This is a genomic window from Pseudemcibacter aquimaris, assembly GCF_028869115.1.
Classification (GTDB): Bacteria; Pseudomonadota; Alphaproteobacteria; order Sphingomonadales; family Emcibacteraceae; genus Pseudemcibacter; species Pseudemcibacter aquimaris.
In genome coordinates this window covers 2577639-2597654 of sequence record NZ_CP079800.1, presented here as the reverse complement: position 1 = coordinate 2597654, position 20016 = coordinate 2577639, and the positions used below count along the sequence as shown (strand labels likewise).

Below are 20016 nucleotides of genomic sequence, written 5' to 3'. Positions count from 1 at the left end.
AATCATTGGTTCATTCCATTTTTAAGGGCACCTCCGCAATTCTCGAACAATACTTTTTAAATAAAATTTATAAGAAAAAAATATTCGAGAATAAAAAATGAATAAAAAACTATTATGCACAGCATCTGCTGTTGCATTATCGCTTTCGATGTCACTCTCATCGATTGCACAGGAAAATAACAACCAAGAATTAGAAGAAGACGTTATCGTTGTTAAAGGCATTGTTGGCGAGCTGGAATTAAAATCATCTGCCGAGGCATCAAGCCGCCTTGGCTTATCACTATTAGATACACCAGCAAGTGTAGACATTATCAACAGCCAAGTAATGCAAGCTCGCGGATATCAGAAACTATCTGATGCCGTTGGAAATCAGGCGGGTATAGTTGTTGGTGAACATCCGACGGCACCATCGATGTTTTCATTGCGTGGATTTGACCGTGCACAAATTACGGTGCTTCGTGACGGGTTATGGATTGGCCCGGCCAGTATGACCATGCGTCAACAAAATACATTTAACCTGGAAAGTGTTGAAATTTTACGTGGGCCAGCATCCGTATTAAATGGTAACGGCGCTGTCGCCGGTACAATTAATACCGTTATTAAAACTGCAAAAGAAACGGATGAACATAACTTAAATGCCCTTGCAAGTTACGGAAGATGGAATTCAATGCATCTGGGCGCGGGGATTGGCGGGCCGCTTGCGGACAATATGTATTACCGTATTGATGCCAGCCGTTTTTCATCCGATGGGTATGTTGACCGCGGCGATAGCCATTCAACGAATATCACGGCCAGTATGCTGTGGGATGTCACAGAAAACTTTAGCTTTAAAGCAAGTGTTGATTATCTTGATGATGAAGTGAGCGGATATTTCGGTACGCCACTTGTGCCGATGTCCGTTGCTATTGATCCTGCCACAGATGTTCTAACAACGACAACTGGGGAAACAATCGACCTTACGACACGATTTAACAATTATAACGTCGAAGATGCCTATTCCATCGCCGATCAATTATTCGTCAGATTTGATATGGAATATCAGGTGAATGAAAATGTTCGCATCAACAATACAGTTTACAGATACCAAGCAGACCGAAACTGGCAAAATGCAGAAGGTTATGTTTATTGTTCCGAAATCGTTGGTGTTTGTGATGCAGATTCGCAAGGACAAGTTCAACGTTATTACGGATACTTCATTCTGGATCATGAACAGGAAAATTACGGAAACCGATTTTCCATCAACGTAGATCAGGATTTTGGTGGTATTGAAAATAAATCCGTTTATGGCTTTGAATATTCGGATTTTGATTTTGTACGTACGCGCGGCTTTAGACGTTCTGTTGGGCAAGTGGACGGTGATTCCGTTGATTTAAGAAAACCTGTGCCGGGTGTTTATGGTGAACGTGAATTACGTGGTTCATCACCAACAGGCATTCAAATTCGTGCCTTATTTGCGGAAGATATGATCCGTATTTCACCAGCCTTTAGCATTGTGTCGGCACTTCGTTATGAAGAAATGGATCTTCGCCGCGAGAATTTCAACGCAGAGGGTGATTTGGAGGCAAACGGCTTTACGCGTGATTTCAATTGGTGGAGTTACCGTGTGGGTGCTGTTTATAAATTCGACGAGAATGTTTCCGTTTATGGCCAATATAGCGATGCCAAAGACCCAGTTGGATCAAATATTTTCCTTGTAAACGGTAATCAGGATTACGACCTGACAAGCGCGGAACAATGGGAAGTTGGGGTAAAAGCCGTACTCCTTGATGGCGATTTACAGACGACCTTTGCCTATTTCGATATTACGCGTGATGATATTCTGGAAGCCTTTAACCGTGATAGCGCGGGATTAATCGGCGGCAGAAAGTCACGTGGTTTTGAATTTTCAACGACAATGAAACCAACGGATCAACTTAGTCTTGGGTTTAATGCGGCATATACGGACGCAGAATTTACACCCGGGGAGAATGTTGTTGCGTTTGCAGGAAATACCCCACCGAACGTACCGAAATGGACGACTGCGGCATATATCAATTATAATGAAATTGCCGGACTTCCGGTTAATGCGGGGGCATCGGTTCGTTATGTTGGGGAACGATTTGCAGATAACGCAAATACAACCAAACTTCATGGATACACAACGGTTAATCTATTCCTTGGATGGGATGTGAATGATGAAATTCGCGTATCAGCGCGGGTTGATAACCTGTTTGATACGGTCTCAATCCCATGGTCGGATGTGTTTTATTACCAAAGTGTAAGTCCAGGGTTCCTTTATGCAAATGAACTGGCCCTTGGCGCACCAAGAAGCTTTGGTTTCACGATACAGGCAGATTTCTAAAGTCTCCCACCGTCAGAACCGGCAGAAGAATATAAATGAGCGAACTTAAACAGAACAACATGAGTGATCAAAACGCAGTAAAGGATAAAAATCGGATTTTATCTCTTGATTTTCTGCGTGGTGTGGCTGTGCTGGGGATGCTAATTGCCAACGTCCCTTGGCATGCGGGGACATCAATGTCCCGGGTTTATGATCCCGATCTTACCAGCACGGTCGCATGGTTGTTGCAATATTTGGTATTTGACCAGCGGTTTATGCCAATTTTTTGTATGTTGTTCGGTGCGAGTTTATATCTTCTTGCCGGTTCTGATACTCATTCCTCCAAATTTAACCGTTATTACCTGCGCCGGATGGCGATTTTAATGGTGTTGGGGGTTGCCCATGCATATTTATTATGGCCCGGCGATATTCTGATTACCTATGCTGTATGTGGGCCATTTTTATTGTTGTTTATGAATGTACGGGTGTCATATCTTATTTGTTTTGGCGTTGTATTTAAATTGATCGATTTGGCAATTGGTGAATGGCCGGGGCTTTATACATCGACAATTGAGCAAGTTTTATTTTCATGGTGGGTTGATTATGGACCTGCGCCATCAACGGCCGCCGAAGCCTACAGCGGTAGTTATGGTGACTTTCTAAAATATAACACATGGCGTAATCAATTTATTCAATGGACGGCATTACCGAATTTCAGAATCTGGAATGCGTTAGGGTTTATGCTAATTGGTATGGCCCTGTTTAAAACGGGTGTGCTGCAAGGTAGTAAGAACACTTTGTATTACCGTAAGATGTTGATGTTCAGCTTGCTTGCCGGGTTGCCTTTATTGCTATACGGCATTTTTGCCCGTATCGGCATTAATGAAACGGTTGGAGCTTATCTTGGATTTACAGAAACATTACCACTTAAAAATATTACATTCAGAACGGGATGTGCGATTTTGTCATTCAGTGTTTTAAGTGGCTTACATCTAATTTATCCAACTTTATCAAGAACCTTTGCAACTAAAATTGAAGCCGTTGGAAAAATGGCGCTTACCAATTACATATTTCATTCAGTGTTATTTGTACTGATATTTCATTCATTCGAATTGATCGCGTTTGATACCCTTGATCATGATGAATTATTTTTAATTGTCGTCATAGTATGGATTGTACAGATTATCATGAGTTCATTATGGCTGAAAAACTTTAAACAAGGACCATTAGAAGCGGTCTGGAGAAAGATGGCTTCTTAAGGGTTTTCCCCTCCATATTATTGACTTATCCACTAATGCTTAAAGGCAATAGAAATTAGGATTTCTTTATAATCATCTAAGCCAAGATGTTTTTATAAGAATATGATATTATGAGTGATCCGGTGATCCCGTAAATGCGTAATAAGAATATTCAATAAAGATAAGTAGGCATTTATGAAAAATAATAAAAAACTCAATATAGCAATAATCGGTTCAGGCATCTCTGGTCTTGGTGCTGCGTGGCTACTTTCAAAAAAGCATAACGTTACAGTTTATGAAGCAGGAAGCCATTTTGGCGGGCATGCTAATACTGTCACCGCGGTGACGTCTGATGGTAATGTTCCGGTTGATACGGGTTTTATTGTTTGTAATGACAGAAATTATCCAAATTTCCTGACCCTAATGGATAAATTAAATATTAATCCGCACCCCACTGAAATGTCATTTGCGGTCAGCATGGATAATCATTCTTTTGAATATGCAGGTAGCCAAAATTTAATGAGCTTGATTGCGCAGAAACGTAACCTGCTACGCCCAAGGTTTTGGCGCATGATAAAATCGATTATGCGCTTTTATGATGAAAGCAGCAAAATCGATCTGGGTGCCGCCGAAAATCAAACGTTACGTGAATATTTGGAATTACAGCAATATGATCACACGTTCTTGCGTGATCATATTTTGCCGATGGCCGCTGCGGTTTGGTCGACACCTTCGAGTAAAGTCGGTGATTTCCCCCTAGCCAGCTTTTTAAGGTTCTGTACAAACCATGGTTTATTACAGATAAAAGACCGACCGCAGTGGTTCACCATTCCGGGGGGTAGTCGCGAATATGTCAATGCGTTGATGAATGACACGGATGCCACATTCGAGAAAAATTCGCCGGTAACAGAAATTAAACGCGTGGCAGACGGTGTTTCCGTAAAAATTGACGGAAAAGAAGCAAAGCATTTTGATAGAATACTGATAGCAACACATGCGGATACCGCGCTTTCCATTTTAAAAGATGCCGATGCGCTTGAACAAAATATTCTCGGTGCTTTTAAATATGCAACAAACCGCGCTGTTTTACACAGTGATGAACGCTTTATGCCTAACCGTAAAGGGGCGTGGTCCAGTTGGAATTATTTGCAAAATGATAGCGCGGATGATGATAGTTTATCGGTTACATACTGGATGAATAAACTGCAACCACTAAAGACGAATACCCCATTGTTTGTGACGTTAAATCCATCCATTGAACCTAAACAGGAATTAATTCATTACAGCAAGGAATATGCGCATCCAATTTTCGATTTATCGACATTAAATGCGCAAAAGAAACTGATGGACATTATGGGGCACCGCAATGTTTGGTATGCTGGTGCACATTTTGGTTATGGTTTTCATGAAGATGGATTGCAAAGCGGTTTATTTGCAGCAGAACAATTAGGGGGTGTGTGCCGACCGTGGAACATGAAGGATATGAATGGTCGCATTATTGCGCTTAACGCTGAAAACACGAGTATTCGTCAGGTTCAAAATCACAAGAAAGATGCTGCATAATGGATACGAACGGACTTTATATCGGCAGCGTATTTCATAAACGTTATGCGCCAAAGGTGCATAAACTGCGTTACAAGGTGTTTAATTTGTATGCGGACCTTGATGAGTTAGAGCAGCTTGCTGAAAAGAACCGTTTTTTTTCCTTAAACAGGTTCAATTTGATCAGTCTTCATGAAAAGGATTACGGAGATCCCAATCATCAAAATGATATGCCACTGAAAGACAGAATCCTAACATTATTAAGTGATAATGATGTTGATGCGGCGGCCGTTGAAAAGATTAAAATTCTTACCTATCCGCGTATATTTGGTTTTTCGTTTAATCCGCTAACGGTTTATTACTGTTTAGGGAAAAACGATCAGGATATTGCCATTGTTTACGAGGTCAGAAATACATTTTCCGAACGTCATAATTACATATATGCAGTTCCTGAGAATGCATCCTTTTATGATAAACATTTTGCGCAAAAAAGATTTCATGTAAGCCCGTTTTTTGACAGGGAAGGGAAATATCAATTTTCTCTAAGGAAACCGGGTAAAAATATTTCTCTTACCATTCAATATGAACATCAAGGCGAGCCAAGATTAACAGCATGCTTTAGCGGGAAACGCGCGGCAATTACCGACAAAAATCTGCTTCTGCTAAGTTTGAAATCACCCTTTATGACAATAAAAGTCATTGGCGGAATTTTATTTGAAGCCATGAAATTAAAATTGAAAGGGTTAAGGGTTAACCCGCACCCAGAAGACCATATTTACCAATCATCAAAAGCGCTCAAAATCGTAAATGAAAATAGTGATATTTAGGGATAAGTAATGAAAAATATTGAAACGATAAAAAATCAACAGAGTGACTATAAAAACACATATATTGTGTATGGTTTAATAGAGAAAATATTAGACCGCAAAATTCGTGAGCGTATTGGGCTAGCAGAATTTGGCTTTATTGAGGTCAAACTACCCAATGATTTTAAAGTGGTACACAAAGGCGATAAACAAGGTCATCATGTTTATATTCATTTTAAAACATGGAAAAGCCTTTTTGGCTATGTTTTATCTGGCCAACTTGCATTCGTTGAGGCGTTTGTTAAAGGCGATATTACCGTTTCGTGTTTGCCTTCATTGATAAATTGGTTTTTGGATAACGAACCTTATTTCCCTGAAAAGCAAAATCACGCAGCCTCTGGATTGATAAATCGATTTTCACATTTATTTCTAAATGATAATAGCCGTAACGGATCAAAGAAAAATATTTCGTTTCATTATGATCTGGGTAATGACTTTTACAGCCTTTGGCTTGATAAAACGATGACATATTCTGCGGGTGATTTTGCCCAAACAAATGACCTTGAACAGTCACAAAAGGATAAATATCAACGCATATCGGATCAACTGGATTTAAGTGATGGTGATCGTGTGCTTGAAATTGGCTGTGGTTGGGGTGGTTTTGCAGAACATGTTTTGACGAAACATCATCTTGATTATCGTGGTATTACAATTTCCAAAGAACAGCTTGATTATGCGCTTAACCGGTTTAATCAAATTACAGTTAGAAAAAATCTGGCCGTCTTTGAAGATTACCGAGATACCACGGGCGTATACGATAAAATTGTCTCGATTGAAATGTTTGAAGCCGTCGGCGAGAAGCATTGGGATAAGTATTTTCAAACGTTAAAGTCACGACTGGCAAGCGGTGGTAAAGCGGTCATACAGGTTATTACCATCGATCATGACAGGTTCTTAAAATACCGAAACCGTGTTGATTTTATTCAAAAATATATCTTCCCTGGCGGTATGTTACCGAGCAAGGAGGTTTTCGCAGAATATGCCCGAAAATCCAATCTGAAGATCGTTGATGATTACGCATTTGGTAACGGGTATGCAGAAACATTAATTCAATGGAAAAAGAATTTTATCGCCAATTGGCCAAAAATTAAAGAACTCGGCTTCGATGAACAGTTTTACCGTTTATGGCTTTATTACCTGGATTATTGTATCGCCGGTTTTGAAAGAAACACGATTGATGTCATGCATTTCACCATGGTTCATGGCCGTTAAGTTTTAGTGAGTGGATTAAGAATTATGAATGTAAATGATTATCAAAATAATGGCCCGGAATTTATTCTTGAGCAATATTTCAATGGCAAGACGGTTGCCTATGGTGTTTTTGAAAACAGATCCGGAAAAATTGTTAATCAGTTTAAAGCCACAATTACAGGATCAGTTCAGGATGATATCCTGACGCTTCATGAAGATTTTATCTATCAAAATGGACAAATCGATAAAAGGTTATGGCAGATCAAAATTCTGCCTAATGGTTATTATGAAGGCACCACAAACGGGGTTGTCGGTGTTGCGCGCGGGAAACGTGCCGGCAATGCATTTAACTGGACATATGTGTTCGATCTTCCGGTTAAAAACACAAGCTATAAACTTAAATTCGATGATTGGATGTTTTTACAGGATAATGAAGTCATGATTAATCGTGCTTTCGTCAGTAAATGGGGGTTCCACGTTGGTTCTGTGACTTTATCTTTTTATAAAGAACAGTGATTTATAGATTATTTAGATAGCCGTTTTTTCCGCATAAACCAAAAATATACTGAATAAGGCAATATACGCAAAATTTTCAACATGAATACAAATGGATTTGGAAAAGTGATATCAAATCCATTTTTCTTAAGACCTTTAAGGATCTTTTCAGCAGCATAATCCGCTTCCATTAGTTGCGGCATATCAAAATCGTTTTTGTCTGTCAGTCTTGTTTTAATAAAGCCAGGTGTTATCAGACGAAGATGAATATTTTTTTCCTCTAGATCCAGCTTCATGCTCTCGACAAAATTTGTAACCGCAGCTTTTGACGCGCCATAACCGCCCCCACCAGGAAGACCACGCCATCCGCTTGGTGAACTGATTACAGCGATTGTAACGTTATGATCATCATTCTTTTGTGATGCTATAGCCTTGATCATATTAACTACCCCCATGAAATTTACATTCATCATGTCAAAAATATCTTTGGGATCGTAATCATATGATTTCATTGGCGTATAGATGGCTGCATTTAAAATGATTAAATCTGGAAATGTTCCCAATTTATGTTGGATAAGTCCCGCTGTTAAACCACAGGCAATATGATCGGTCACATCCAGTGGAATTGGTGTGGCGTTTGAAATTTTATGGCATGTTCTTCTTAAAGCAGGGGTGTTTCTTGATGAAATAAATAACCGCGTTTCTTCCAATGCCAACCTTTTCGAAAGTGCGGCCCCCAGACCGGTTGAGCCGCCAACGACCCATGCTGATTTCCAGTTGGTTTTCTTCATGTCCCGCACTTTACGCATTCATATGAAATTACCGATCCGTCGCGTGCTATAAACTTAAGTGATACCCATCTTCCTTTATCATCGTACCATGCCGATACATCATTTAAATCGCCGTGATAATCATAGCGGTAAGCATCACGAATTCCCAAGTTAGTCGGCACTTTGTCCCATCCAATAGGGTAAATTTTAATTGAATTTATTTTTCCTGTGATGGTGTTATAAACTTTGGTGTCATTAAGGATGAGCGGGTTCCAGTGACTGGTCGGCAAAAGATCATTATTTTGATCAAAGTTTTTCAATAGTACGTTTTTTGAGCCGCCATCATTGCTATTGCTTTCCACTCTACTAAGGCCATCAAGCGCCCAATATTCACTTGCGGAAAGATTGAATTTATAAGCCGTAATGAAAAGGAATTTTATATTGATTTCTGTTGATGATTTTACTTCATCGAGCCCATCAGTATGGCCAAATTCAACGATGTGTTGGCCAACGGGTTTATCATTTCTATTGATGATAAATTCAAGTCTTTCACCATAAATATGTCTGGCCCACTTAGCTGGATTATCCATAGTGTACGAGGCATTTTCAACGAGGCTCGCCGTTGATAGCAGAAGAATTATAGCAGACATATTTTTCCTTTCCTGAATATAACTTTATACGCAGAAAAGGAAAGAATGGATCATGAAATTAAAGGCCGATGAAAGGTTGTACCATACGTCCGATTAGGCTGTGAATTTTTATGGGGGCTTCTGTTACCACAAGGCATATGCAATCTTCACCATCATCAATGATGGGTGTATGATTTTTTGTATCTTCATCCGCGATTTCAATCATGCCTGGACGATAACATTGTTCATCAATATGATAGCTTCCTTGTAAAACCAATGTAAGCTCTAACCCATTATGATCGTGGGTTGGGATTTTTGCTCCGCCTTTGGCTTTTAAAAGCCATAAACGTTCATCATTTGGGCCAGTCCATAACCTTACCTGAGAAAGGCCTGGACCCATTGTGCGCCATTTTAGTTCATCCAATGGTTTGCCAATATAATCCGCAAGAGGTGTCGGAAGATTACTGTCACTGTTTTCAGTTTCAGAAACTTGATGTTCTTCATCAATCCGGTCCATCAAATTATCAAATAAGTCGTTTGAAATATCGGCTGGCTCACAGTTTTCCATGAACATACCGCCAATGTTTTCTGCATCCAAAATTTTTTGTTGTAACGTTGGATGATAAGAACAGTGCGAGGCCACCACTAATGCATGTGCTTCGCTGAGCGCCCCAGATGCATAGGACACAATCCAATCGTCGGATATAATGCCATTGGTTTTCATTGATGTTTTCCTAACTCTTTTCGAAGGGCTTTAAAAGCCATTCTGATACGTGATTTTACTGTGCCTAACGGCAATCCTGTTGTTTCAGCAATTTGCGAATGTGTTAATTCCTGAAAAAATGAAAGTTTAATGACTGTCTTTTGGTCATCGTTTAGCTTACCCATCGCGTCTTCAATCAATTTTGAATCTTGCGAATGCTGAAGGTTCTGATCAGTTTGTTCAGGCGCTGCAATTTCGTGTAAATGATCGTCTGCATTTACCGTTGGATATTTTTGGCGTCTGGTAATGTCGATATATTTGTTTCTTGCGACCCTGAAAAGCCATGTTGAAATTTTTGCTTTTTCAGGATTAAATTTATCGGCTTTTTGCCATAAGACGACCATTACATCCTGTGCTATATCCTCTGCCTTTTGATTAGAGATTTTAAAATTTAGCAAATAGCTTTTTAACCGTGGTGCAAAATATTCAAATAATATCTTAAATGCCGCGCGGTTTTTTTCTGTTGCTACCATTAACACAAGTTCTTCATGACTTAACGAGGTTATATCTAACGTTGATAAGCTGGGTGGCTGATCCATTGATTTCCCTTTTATCGCCAATGATTTTTCAGCTATCGCAGTAGGGATAGCAGCAGCGGCATATAGTGCAGCTTTATCATTAAATTCAACATGTGTTTCAATCTCTGGCATGCTGTCTTTACGCATGACTTATGATATTGGATCACTTCTTCTTAATTTTTTCAATAATATTTTTATGAGAATGCAGCAGTAGATATAGCAATAAAAAAGCCCCGTACGAAATTAAACGGGGCTAGTAAAAAGTTTGTTATCGGTTTATGGCTTCACTCTTTATATTTTTCAAGCGTATCGTTAAGCAGTTTGTTATTCGGAATATCATAAAAACCGTTTACTTCGATGTAATAATTTTCCGGGCCGTATCCAACGACAATGTTCATGCGGTCGCGTTCAACGACCACTGAATCAGCGCGAAATTCGAAAGCAGGCTTGGTTTTCAGAAACTTGTACCATGGGTTCACGTCCGACGTTAGGAACGATACGGTCGCTGCCTTTTCTGGGGTTGCTTTAAGCATTCCTTGCCCAGAACGAACCATGCCGACATAGCCTGTGTTTGATGTTCTGTAAATCAGGCTGTTTTTTTGTGTTACGACACGCTCGCCACCAAATACATCTTCATAAAATTCACCGGCCTTGTCGGCATCATTATAATACATCCAATAAACACTTGCTTTTACACCGATATTCGCTGGACGCCAGCTGTCTTGGGTTTCATCCGGGAATAATGTCGGGCTTTTATCCAGAATTGGCATTAATTTCGCATTTTCCTCGTGTGGGCCAAAGCGTTCAAATTCAAGCAGGTAACCTTCTGGGTCCTTAAGCACAAAGCCGTGATACGGGCGGCCATTGAGTGGGTCAAGATGATCAAAAAATTCCACATTACCGAGCGCTTCCTGTTTTAAGGCGTAAGCGTACCATTCTTCGATTTGTTCTGATACAAAAGCAACGGCAAATGTTTTTGGCTTATCTTCTTTATGAAGGCCGACGCTTTTTGCTACTAGGGTAATGTAACTTGATGGTGATGTTTGATACGTCACAACGCGACCATCAAATTCCCACACCTTTTTAAAGCCAAGAATGCGTCCATAATAATGCATCGCATGGGCGAGATCATCGTAATAGAACATGACGTTATTGCCGATCACATCACGTGCTTCCGCATCGGTTTTTTCCAAGTCCGGAATATAATTCCATTCTGAATCGTCAACGACTTCCTGCGCGCTTACGGGCAGGGCCAATATTATGAACAAAATGGCCGTCTTTAATAATGATTGTAATGACATCTAAATGATCCCCTTTTATGGATTGTATATAATATACTATTTGATTATATGATTTGAAATCAACTGTCAAACATTGGCGTTCAGAAGAATAACAATAGCGTTTTTTTCGTTGCGGGCTCAATGACACTCATCTATGGTGGCGTCAAAAAGCGGGACAATATGAATTTTTCAGATTTTTTCTTTGATCAAATTATCATGTCATCAGTTGGTGAGCTGCTGATTGGACTTGTGGTCGTATTGGTAATTAGTTTCGTCGCCTTTACCCAACTGGGTCGTTTTTTTAATCGGCGTTTGGTGATTGTAAGCACCGTATTTGCTGCTTTGCTTACTGTCATGTTGCTTGAATTCATCGCCTTTCAATTTAGGCAGGATGTATCCGGGGGTTATAACGGAACTGTTGCGCCCGCCTTTCGTGAACGCCGCGATATCGCCCATGAACAAACCGTCGCGCGTTATAATGCTGCAATAAGCGAATTTCGTGAAGCGCAGCAATATGACAGGCTCTGTAATTTTTATACATCCTATCATGCCTATTTATCATCGCGGCAAATGAACGATGAAATTTTCATTTTGGTCAATCAGTGGATCGAAGATGTGCAAACGGCACCGGTTGAAACCTGTAAGGCGAGGGCCTATGCCTTGCGTGCTGACCATAATGTTAAAATCAATGATTACACAGCAGCCCTTAATGATATTAAATTGGCGGGTTCAATTGATGTGGTTGAAAACTATACCTCTTTCAATTCCATGTTGCATTTGATGCGCGCAGAAATTTTCACAAAAAAAGGTGACAATGCCGCCATGCGACAATCGTTTGATGCGCTGAATAGGCTTGCGGATGAATTCCCAGCTTACGGTGAGGATTTCCCAGAAGTTCTTGGCGTTATAGCGCAAAATTATGCTGAATATAAATATTATCTTCACAGACAATTTTCCGATTATGAAATTGAATTCGGTGATACGGGGCAAGCCTTTCATCATCTGGCGCTTGCCAGTGGCTTTGCGGGTCATCATCAAGCACTTGACCTATTGGTCGCGAAAAACGGACTTGAACTTGTCATGGCGGACGGGGGAAGTCGCGCGGCAATAAATGAACTATTGGCGCTTATTGAAAATAATCCGTACGACATACTTTATGAAAACCAATTAAATGACGGCCACCATCACCCACTTGATTTATTGAATGCCTATCAAAAAATGGGTGAACAGGAATTAGCGCATAATAACCTTGATGCCGCCCGCACGATATTTTCTTTAGTTTTTGATGGCTATCAAAAATCATATCAGGGTCGACTAGAACGTTTTGAAGACCTGACCGCACAAGGAACACAGAACGAGAGCTTTATCAATTCAGAAAAGCAATTTGTGTTAGATGCGGTTCATCAATTCATGACGGCGGCAATAACCCTTGCCAACATTGAACAAAAACTAGGAAATATTAGCCGCGCAAACGAACTAAATACGCAGATTGATATGCTCAGATCCAGATATAATCTATAGCAAGATTTTATAAACCAAGATCAGATAGGCTTGGGTGGTCGTCTGGGCGACGGCCTTGAGGCCAATGGAAGAGACGTTGATCTTCTTTAATCGCGACGTCATTAATGCTAGCATAACGTTCTTTCATAAGGCCTTGATTATCGAATATCCAATTTTCATTGCCGTAAGCACGGAACCAATTTCCCTTACCATCATGATATTCATATGCATATCGAACTGCTATTCGATTTCCTTCGAACGCGAATAGTTCCTTTATAAGGCGGTATTCTCGTTCTTTTTCCCATTTGTATTCTAGAAAAGTGACAATTTCTTCTCGACCTTTAATAAAATGGTCGCGGTTACGCCATTTGCTGTCTTCGGTATAGGCAAAAGAAACTTTTTCAGCATCACGACCATTCCAGCCATCTTCAGCGAGCCGAACTTTTTCGATTGCAGTTTCTCTATTAAAAGGTGGAACTGGTGGTCTCATAAATCTTTCCTTCGTTAGCTTATTTGCTTGATGAAGATAATATGATTAATTCCTGCTTGTTTGTTAATATGGATAATTTGAAATTTATTATTTCATTTTTTAAAATAATAAATTTCTGAATATAGGAATGTTCTAAGAGTATTTACTGTAAGATCGATATCAGTAAGGATAAAACAGATGAAAAACTGGTGCTGCTGGAGAGAATTGAACTCTCGGCCTCATCCTTACCAAGGATGCGCTCTACCACTGAGCTACAGCAGCGAAAGATGGGTGGCAAAAATCTGCCGTCAGGCGCGGAACATGCCACAACGTTTTAATTCCTGCAAGTCAAAAGTAAGGAAATAATTGCGATTATTTTCCATTACCCTTAAAAAGGTCATAATGTTGATTAAAACAATATGATGAAAAATGACAAGCAGCAAATCACAAGCAAAAAAAGAAAAGCAGGAACGCTTAAACAAGGCCTTGCGGGATAACCTGAAAAGACGTAAAGCTCAGGCACGCAAAACCGATGAAAAAAGCGATAAAAAGGAAAGTTAAATTATGGCCATAATGTCAGATAAATGGATTAGGGATAAAGCACTGAACCACGGAATGATCGAACCTTTTCATGACCGTCAGGAAAGAAATGGTGTTATTTCCTATGGTCTTTCGTCATATGGTTATGATGCGCGGGTTTCTGAAGAATTTAAAATCTTTACCGATGTTGATTCGGTGACGGTTGACCCAAAAGAATTTAACAACAACAGTTTTGTTGACCGCCCGGGTGATGTTTGTATTATCCCGCCAAATTCATTTGCGCTTGCAAGAACGGTTGAATATTTCCGTATTCCGGAAGATGTGCTTGTTGTTTGTCTTGGTAAATCCACATACGCCAGATGCGGTATTATTGTGAATGTAACCCCGCTTGAGCCAGGGTGGGAAGGGCATGTGACACTTGAATTTTCCAACACAACGCCGCTGCCTGCGAAAATTTACGCCAACGAAGGGGCATGTCAGTTCCTGTTCTTCGAAGGAAACGAACCTTGCGAAGTGCCATATAACAGCCGAAGCGGTAAATATATGGGGCAAACCGGTGTTACACTTCCTAAACTATAAGTAATTTGGCAAAACTTTAAGGATTAAATATTGGATAGAATTGCAGTAACGGGCGGCTTTGCCCTTAAAGGAAGTCTTCCGATCAGTGGGGCAAAAAATGCGGCACTGCCACTTATGTGTGCGGGGTTATTAACTGAAAGCGCGCTGACACTTTCCAATTTGCCGCACCTTGCGGATATTAGCACTCTCAAATCCTTACTCGAAGGACACGGCGCAGAAACAAAGATCGAGGACGAAGGAAAAAAACTGGGTGAAGGACAGATTATATCTTTCACGACACCCGCGATTACCAATACGACCGCACCATATGATATCGTGCGAAAAATGCGCGCGAGCATTCTTGTGCTTGGTCCGTTACTCGCGAGAACGGGTGAGGCAACTGTTTCACTGCCCGGTGGATGCGCCATCGGCAACAGACCGATTGATTTGCACCTTAAAGGCTTCGAAGCCATGGGTGCGAATATTGAGCTTGAGGAAGGGTACGTGCGTGCGGTGGCACCGGGCGGTCGGCTTAAGGGCGGCACAGTCGTTTTCCCTACCGTATCGGTTGGTGCAACAGAAAATATCCTGATGGCGGCAACCCTTGCAGAAGGAACAACCGTTATTGAGAACGCAGCACGTGAGCCGGAAATTGCTGATCTCGCCAGTTGCTTGATCGCAATGGGCGCGAATATTACCGGGATTGGTACAAGAACACTGACCGTAGAAGGTGTGGATAAATTACACGGCACGGAATATTCCGTCATGTCCGACCGGATCGAGGCTGGAAGTTATGCCATCGCAGCTGCCATGACACGTGGTGAGCTGGAACTGGTTGGCGAAAATTTGCTTGAGGTCATGACGGGAACCGTTGGCGCATTACATGAAGCTGGCATTGAATTCACCGAAACGGATCAAGGTGTGATTGCAAAGCTAGCGAGTGATAAAATTAAGGGGATCAATGTCACAACACAGCCATTCCCGGGTTTTCCAACGGATATGCAGGCGCAGGTTATGGCGATGATGACCATTTGCGATAGCGCATCAGTGATCAATGAAACCATCTTTGAAAATCGTTTTATGCATGTGCCGGAGCTCACCCGTATGGGCGCGGATATCACCATGCATGGATCAACAGCGATTGTGCGTGGTGTTGATCAGCTTTTGGGGGCACCAGTGATGGCAACGGACCTTCGTGCATCCATGTCATTGGTGCTTGCCGGACTTGTGGCCGATAGACAAACATTCGTTAATCGCATTTATCATCTTGATCGTGGCTATGAACGTCTGGTAGAAAAGTTACAGAACGTTGGTGCGAAGATAACCCGCGACAGCGGTATGGGGATTTAAAGCCAAAAGGCGAATTTAAATGGAAAAAGGGTTAAAGCTTAAAGCACAGGATCATGAAGACCTGACGATCATTTCTGCGTACCTTCAGGATGCGGTGACGGTTGTCGGGGATTTTTCATTTTCACCGCGCGAACGTCTTTTTGCCCTAATGATCAATAGATACCAGTGGGAAGAACACGGCATCGGCAGCAAGGATCAAAAGCATAATTGTCACCGTATCCGCACGGGTTGTCATTTTGAAAATGTGCTTAAGGTCAGCGCGCAAAACATTCCACAAGGTGATAAATCCCACGTGTTAGAATTGCTCGCGATTGAGGCGGGTGAATTGGAAAATGGCAACATCGCCATTGATCTGATTTTTGCTGCGGACGCGGTGATCAGACTTGAAACAGAATTAATTGAAGCAAGCATGCAGGATATTGGGGAGCCCTATAAGGCGAAATGCCATCCAAAGCATGGAATTTTAGAGGGATTAAATGAGTAACATTCCACCATTTCATTATTCTTTCAAAATGAAAGATCATGATACAACACGTCATTTTTATGGCGATATCCTTGGTTGTGAGGAGGGGCGTTCAAATGAAACCTGGCTTGATTATAATTTTTTCGGCCATCAGGTAACCGCACATCTTTCCGATAATATCCCGGAACTTGATTATTGTGGTCTTGTGGATGGGGTTAAGGTTCCGATCCCGCATTTCGGGGTTGTTTTATCAATTGATGATTATGAAAAGGTGCAGGCGTCACTGGAAAAACATGATTATCCATTCGTGATTAAACCGACGGTCAGATATGCCGGCAAGCGCGAACAGCAACATACGATGTTCATCATTGATCCATCGGGAAACCCGCTTGAATTTAAAAGCTATAGTGGGGTTAAAGAAGATTTTGTCTAAACCATTTGGTTTTCTTTAGATTTGCTCTAGCCATCAGTCTTGATTTTCTGTAAAAGAAGCCAGAATCTATAGCGATTACGCTATTTTTTATAATTGGTAATCAGGAATAAGACGGTGTCAGATATTGAACCTATGATTATGGCCTTGCCAAAGGGGCGCATTCTCGAAGAAGTTATGCCGATCATCCGCGCTGCGGGGATCGAGCCGGAAGCGGATTTTGATAATCCGAAATCACGTAAACTTACCTTTGATACCAATCATGATCATCTAAAAATTATTCGTGTCAGAAGTTTCGATGTGGCGACCTTTGTTGCCTTTGGTGCTGCGCAAATCGGCGTTGCCGGTAATGATGTGCTTCTTGAATTTGATTATCCGGAAATTTATGCGCCGCTTGACCTTGATATCGGGCATTGTCGATTATCCGTCGCTGAGCTTAAAGAATTAAGCGAAACAGATGACCCAAGCCAATGGAGCCACGTTCGTGTTGCGACCAAGTATCCGAACTTAACCGCACAATATTTCGCACAGCGTGGGGTACAGGCGGAATGTATCAAGCTTAATGGTGCTATGGAACTTGCGCCAAGCCTTGGTCTTTGTCGCCGTATTGTTGACCTGGTCAGCACGGGCGCGACCATGAAGGCAAACGGCCTTGTTGAAATTGAAAAAATCATTGATATCACGTCACGTTTTATTGTGAACCGTACAGCGTTTAAAACCCGCAGCGAAGAAATCAGCGACATCATCGATCGTGTTAGAGGGGCGCTCGATGGTTAATCAGTTAAACACAAAAGATGCCGGGTTTTCGGATGCTTTTTCAGAATTATTAAAAGCGAACCGTAACACGGAAAATGACGTATCTGGTGTCGTTAAAGAAATTCTTAAAGACGTTCGTGAAAACGGGAATAAGGCCCTTTTTGATTATACGTCGAAATTTGATAACCTTGAATTAAACGAAGACACAATGCGTGTCAGTGACGCGGAAATAAACGCGGCGCTTGAGCAGGTATCCGTGGAAACCATGGACGCCCTTAAAATCGCGGCAAAACGCATTAGTGATTTTCACATTCGCCATATCCCCGAAGATGATGACATGACCGATGAGCAGGGCGTACGTCTTGGCGTTCGTTGGAATGCTGTTGGTGCCGCCGGTATTTATGTGCCGGGCGGTAAAGCGGCATACCCATCATCCGTTTTAATGAATGCTATTCCGGCAAAAGCCGCCGGCGTTGAACGCATTATCATGGTTGTGCCATGCCCGAACGGTGAATTAAATCCGCTGGTGCTGGCCGCGGCGCAAGTTTCAGGTATCACTGAAATTTATAAAATTGGTGGGGCGCAGGCGGTTGGTGCACTTGCTTACGGAACCGAAACGATTAATGCGGTTGATGTGATTGCGGGGCCGGGTAATGCCTATGTTGCCGCCGCGAAAAAGGAAGTATTCGGAACCGTTGGTATTGATATGATCGCGGGTCCTTCAGAAATTCTTGTGGTGGCGGATAATCAAAATGATCCGAAATGGATTGCCATGGATTTGCTTTCGCAGGCCGAACATGACGAGGTCGCCCAAAGTATATTAATCACTGATGATGCGGATTATGCAAAAGACGTAATTGCAGCGGTGGATGGTCACCTTAAAACGTTACCTCGTGCTGAAATCGCCCGTACCAGTTGGGAAAACCACGGATGTGTTATTATTGTGGATAACCTTGATGATGCACCGGCACTTATTGACCAAATCGCCCCGGAACATCTTGAAGTGGCGGTGGAAGACGCGCGTGGGTTTACCGTGAAAATCAGAAATGCCGGTTCCATATTCATTGGCCGTTATACACCCGAGGCCATCGGTGATTATATCGCCGGGCCAAATCATGTTTTGCCAACATCAGGAAGCGCGAGATTTTCATCTGGCTTAAGCGTGCTTGATTTCATGAAACGAAATACACTTATTGAATGTGATGCGGATAATCTGGCGGTTATTGGGCCGCCTGCCATGTCTCTTGCCGATGAAGAGGGGCTCGACGCTCATAAACATTCCATAGGAATTCGTTTAAAATGATTGCTAAAAAAGAATAATGACATGATCGAAAATAGCGGCCCCAACAGAATCTGTCATATCGAACTTGATGAAAAATCAATCATTCGACGTTCGGCTGAAATTGAACATGAAAAAAAAGTCGCCATTTTTGATTTGCTTGAGACCAATCATTTTGCCCCACATGGCGCACTGCCCGATGAATATCAGGGACCGTATCATGTCAATATGCGCATTGAGGATAACCGTCTTGCCATCGATTTAAAAACGGAGGCGAAAGATTATCTGAAAACGCTTGTTTTGCCGTTATCGCCGCTGCGCCGGATTATCAAAGAATATTTCATTGTTTGCGATAGTTATTATGATGCGGTGAAATCTGCAACACCGCAGCAATTAGAAGCCATTGATATGGGCAGACGTACCCTTCATAACGAAGGGTCACGGATTATGCAGGAACGCTTTGCCGATAAAATCGATATTGATTTTGAAACGGCCCGCCGTTTGTTCACCCTTATTTGCGTTTTACAAATAAGGTAGCGTTCATGGATAATCATATGCCAGATAGTGTTCTTTTTGTGTGTAATTATAATTCGGTGCGTTCACCAATGGCCGAATGTATTGCAAAATCATTATGTGGCGACCGGATTTTCATTGATAGTATTGGTATTTGTAAGGACCTGCTGAAGGTAAACCCTTTTGCCATTTCTGTGATGGAAGAAACGGGGCTTGATTTATCCGCGCATAAGCCAAAACATTTCGAAGACCTTCATGATACCTCAATCGATCTTATTATTTGCTTAAGCGAAGAAGCAAAAGAAACCATGTCTGAACTCACCCGTGGCAATGATACTAAAATCGAGCTTTGGAATACAGAAGACCCGTCGGGCGTAAAGGGCAGCCGGGAAAATATCATGACCGCCTTTAGGGAGGTCGCAGAAGAGTTAAAAGGAAAAATCGAACAGAGACTTTGTTCTTGAAGGTGCATAAATAAAGTTTTTTCTTGAAATTTATGAGCTATCCGTTATTTTTCCGCTAGTTAGTTAATCATATTAACCAGGG

At 41.6% G+C, this 20016-nt stretch carries 22 protein-coding genes and 1 tRNA gene; 16 read left to right on the top strand and 7 right to left on the bottom strand.

Annotated elements, in window-relative coordinates; translation table 11 throughout:
• The first annotated feature begins 97 nt into the window (after positions 1-97).
• From KW060_RS12240 to KW060_RS12215, 6 genes are all read left to right on the top strand, one after another.
• Positions 98-2341: a TonB-dependent receptor gene (locus tag KW060_RS12240; protein WP_249035671.1), complete on the top strand. Its 2244-nt coding sequence runs from the start codon at positions 98-100 to the stop codon at positions 2339-2341.
• 35 nt (positions 2342-2376) lie between these two features.
• Entirely contained in the window at positions 2377-3579 is a 1203-nt protein-coding gene (locus KW060_RS12235) for a DUF418 domain-containing protein (protein WP_249035670.1), read from the top strand.
• 174 nt (positions 3580-3753) lie between these two features.
• Positions 3754-5121 (top strand): NAD(P)/FAD-dependent oxidoreductase, encoded by a 1368-nt coding sequence (locus tag KW060_RS12230; RefSeq protein ID WP_249035669.1) that lies wholly within the window; start codon positions 3754-3756, stop codon positions 5119-5121.
• The gene (locus KW060_RS12225; RefSeq protein WP_249035668.1) at positions 5121-5927 is read left to right on the top strand and encodes a DUF1365 domain-containing protein; all 807 of its coding nucleotides are present in this window, start codon (positions 5121-5123) and stop codon (positions 5925-5927) included. The genes KW060_RS12230 and KW060_RS12225 overlap by 1 nt, the downstream gene beginning before the upstream one ends.
• 9 nt (positions 5928-5936) lie before the next feature.
• Complete coding sequence (locus KW060_RS12220) at positions 5937-7178, top strand: SAM-dependent methyltransferase (RefSeq protein WP_249035667.1); 1242 nt, start codon at positions 5937-5939, stop codon at positions 7176-7178.
• Between the two features lie 6 nt (positions 7179-7184).
• Positions 7185-7673, top strand: a complete 489-nt coding sequence (locus tag KW060_RS12215; protein ID WP_274757288.1) for a DUF3833 domain-containing protein — start codon at positions 7185-7187, stop codon at positions 7671-7673.
• A gap of 8 nt (positions 7674-7681) precedes the next feature.
• Here the strand turns inward: KW060_RS12215 and KW060_RS12210 are convergent, their stop codons facing one another.
• The 5 genes from KW060_RS12210 to KW060_RS12190 all read right to left on the bottom strand — a co-directional run bounded on the left by KW060_RS12210 (position 7682) and on the right by KW060_RS12190 (position 11633).
• Positions 7682-8443: an SDR family NAD(P)-dependent oxidoreductase gene (locus KW060_RS12210; RefSeq protein WP_249035665.1), complete on the bottom strand. Its 762-nt coding sequence runs from the start codon at positions 8441-8443 to the stop codon at positions 7682-7684.
• Positions 8440-9072 (bottom strand): DUF6134 family protein, encoded by a 633-nt coding sequence (locus tag KW060_RS12205; RefSeq protein ID WP_249035664.1) that lies wholly within the window; start codon positions 9070-9072, stop codon positions 8440-8442. Before KW060_RS12205 ends, KW060_RS12210 begins: the two co-directional genes overlap by 4 nt.
• Positions 9073-9130: 58 nt before the next feature.
• A complete protein-coding gene (locus tag KW060_RS12200; RefSeq protein ID WP_249035663.1) occupies positions 9131-9775 on the bottom strand; it encodes a ChrR family anti-sigma-E factor in 645 nt (214 codons plus the stop codon).
• Entirely contained in the window at positions 9772-10479 is a 708-nt protein-coding gene (locus KW060_RS12195; protein ID WP_249035662.1) for a sigma-70 family RNA polymerase sigma factor, read from the bottom strand. Before KW060_RS12195 ends, KW060_RS12200 begins: the two co-directional genes overlap by 4 nt.
• Positions 10480-10616: 137 nt before the next feature.
• A complete protein-coding gene (locus KW060_RS12190; RefSeq protein ID WP_249035661.1) occupies positions 10617-11633 on the bottom strand; it encodes a VOC family protein in 1017 nt (338 codons plus the stop codon).
• A 159-nt stretch (positions 11634-11792) separates the two neighbouring features.
• On the opposite strand from KW060_RS12190, the gene KW060_RS12185 reads away from it, so the two are divergent.
• Entirely contained in the window at positions 11793-13133 is a 1341-nt protein-coding gene (locus KW060_RS12185; RefSeq protein ID WP_249035660.1) for a hypothetical protein, read from the top strand.
• Between the two features lie 7 nt (positions 13134-13140).
• On the opposite strand, the gene KW060_RS12180 is transcribed toward KW060_RS12185, so the two are convergent.
• Both KW060_RS12180 and KW060_RS12175 read right to left on the bottom strand, forming a co-directional pair.
• The gene (locus tag KW060_RS12180; protein ID WP_249035659.1) at positions 13141-13602 is read right to left on the bottom strand and encodes a nuclear transport factor 2 family protein; all 462 of its coding nucleotides are present in this window, start codon (positions 13600-13602) and stop codon (positions 13141-13143) included.
• Positions 13603-13788: 186 nt separating this feature from the next.
• A tRNA-Thr gene (locus KW060_RS12175) sits at positions 13789-13863 on the bottom strand.
• A gap of 147 nt (positions 13864-14010) precedes the next feature.
• Between KW060_RS12175 and KW060_RS12170 the strand changes: the two genes are divergently transcribed.
• The 9 genes from KW060_RS12170 (at position 14011) to KW060_RS12130 (ending at position 19934) form a co-directional block, all read left to right on the top strand.
• The gene (locus KW060_RS12170) at positions 14011-14142 is read left to right on the top strand and encodes a hypothetical protein (RefSeq protein WP_274757287.1); all 132 of its coding nucleotides are present in this window, start codon (positions 14011-14013) and stop codon (positions 14140-14142) included.
• A 3-nt stretch (positions 14143-14145) separates the two neighbouring features.
• The gene (gene dcd / locus KW060_RS12165; RefSeq protein ID WP_249035658.1) at positions 14146-14700 is read left to right on the top strand and encodes a dCTP deaminase; all 555 of its coding nucleotides are present in this window, start codon (positions 14146-14148) and stop codon (positions 14698-14700) included.
• Positions 14701-14730: 30 nt separating this feature from the next.
• Positions 14731-16029, top strand: coding sequence for a UDP-N-acetylglucosamine 1-carboxyvinyltransferase (gene murA / locus KW060_RS12160; protein WP_249035657.1), 1299 nt, complete (start codon positions 14731-14733; stop codon positions 16027-16029).
• Positions 16030-16048: 19 nt separating this feature from the next.
• A complete protein-coding gene (locus KW060_RS12155; protein ID WP_249035656.1) occupies positions 16049-16513 on the top strand; it encodes a DUF2948 family protein in 465 nt (154 codons plus the stop codon).
• Positions 16506-16925: a VOC family protein gene (locus KW060_RS12150; RefSeq protein ID WP_249035655.1), complete on the top strand. Its 420-nt coding sequence runs from the start codon at positions 16506-16508 to the stop codon at positions 16923-16925. The genes KW060_RS12155 and KW060_RS12150 overlap by 8 nt, the downstream gene beginning before the upstream one ends.
• Before the next feature lie 132 nt (positions 16926-17057).
• A complete protein-coding gene (hisG, locus tag KW060_RS12145; RefSeq protein ID WP_420833193.1) occupies positions 17058-17699 on the top strand; it encodes an ATP phosphoribosyltransferase in 642 nt (213 codons plus the stop codon).
• Complete coding sequence (gene hisD / locus KW060_RS12140) at positions 17692-18981, top strand: histidinol dehydrogenase (protein WP_249035653.1); 1290 nt, start codon at positions 17692-17694, stop codon at positions 18979-18981. Before hisG ends, hisD begins: the two co-directional genes overlap by 8 nt.
• Before the next feature lie 21 nt (positions 18982-19002).
• Entirely contained in the window at positions 19003-19494 is a 492-nt protein-coding gene (locus KW060_RS12135) for a UPF0262 family protein (RefSeq protein WP_249035652.1), read from the top strand.
• A 5-nt stretch (positions 19495-19499) separates the two neighbouring features.
• A complete protein-coding gene (locus KW060_RS12130; RefSeq protein ID WP_249035651.1) occupies positions 19500-19934 on the top strand; it encodes an arsenate reductase ArsC in 435 nt (144 codons plus the stop codon).
• Positions 19935-20016 lie beyond the last annotated feature (82 nt).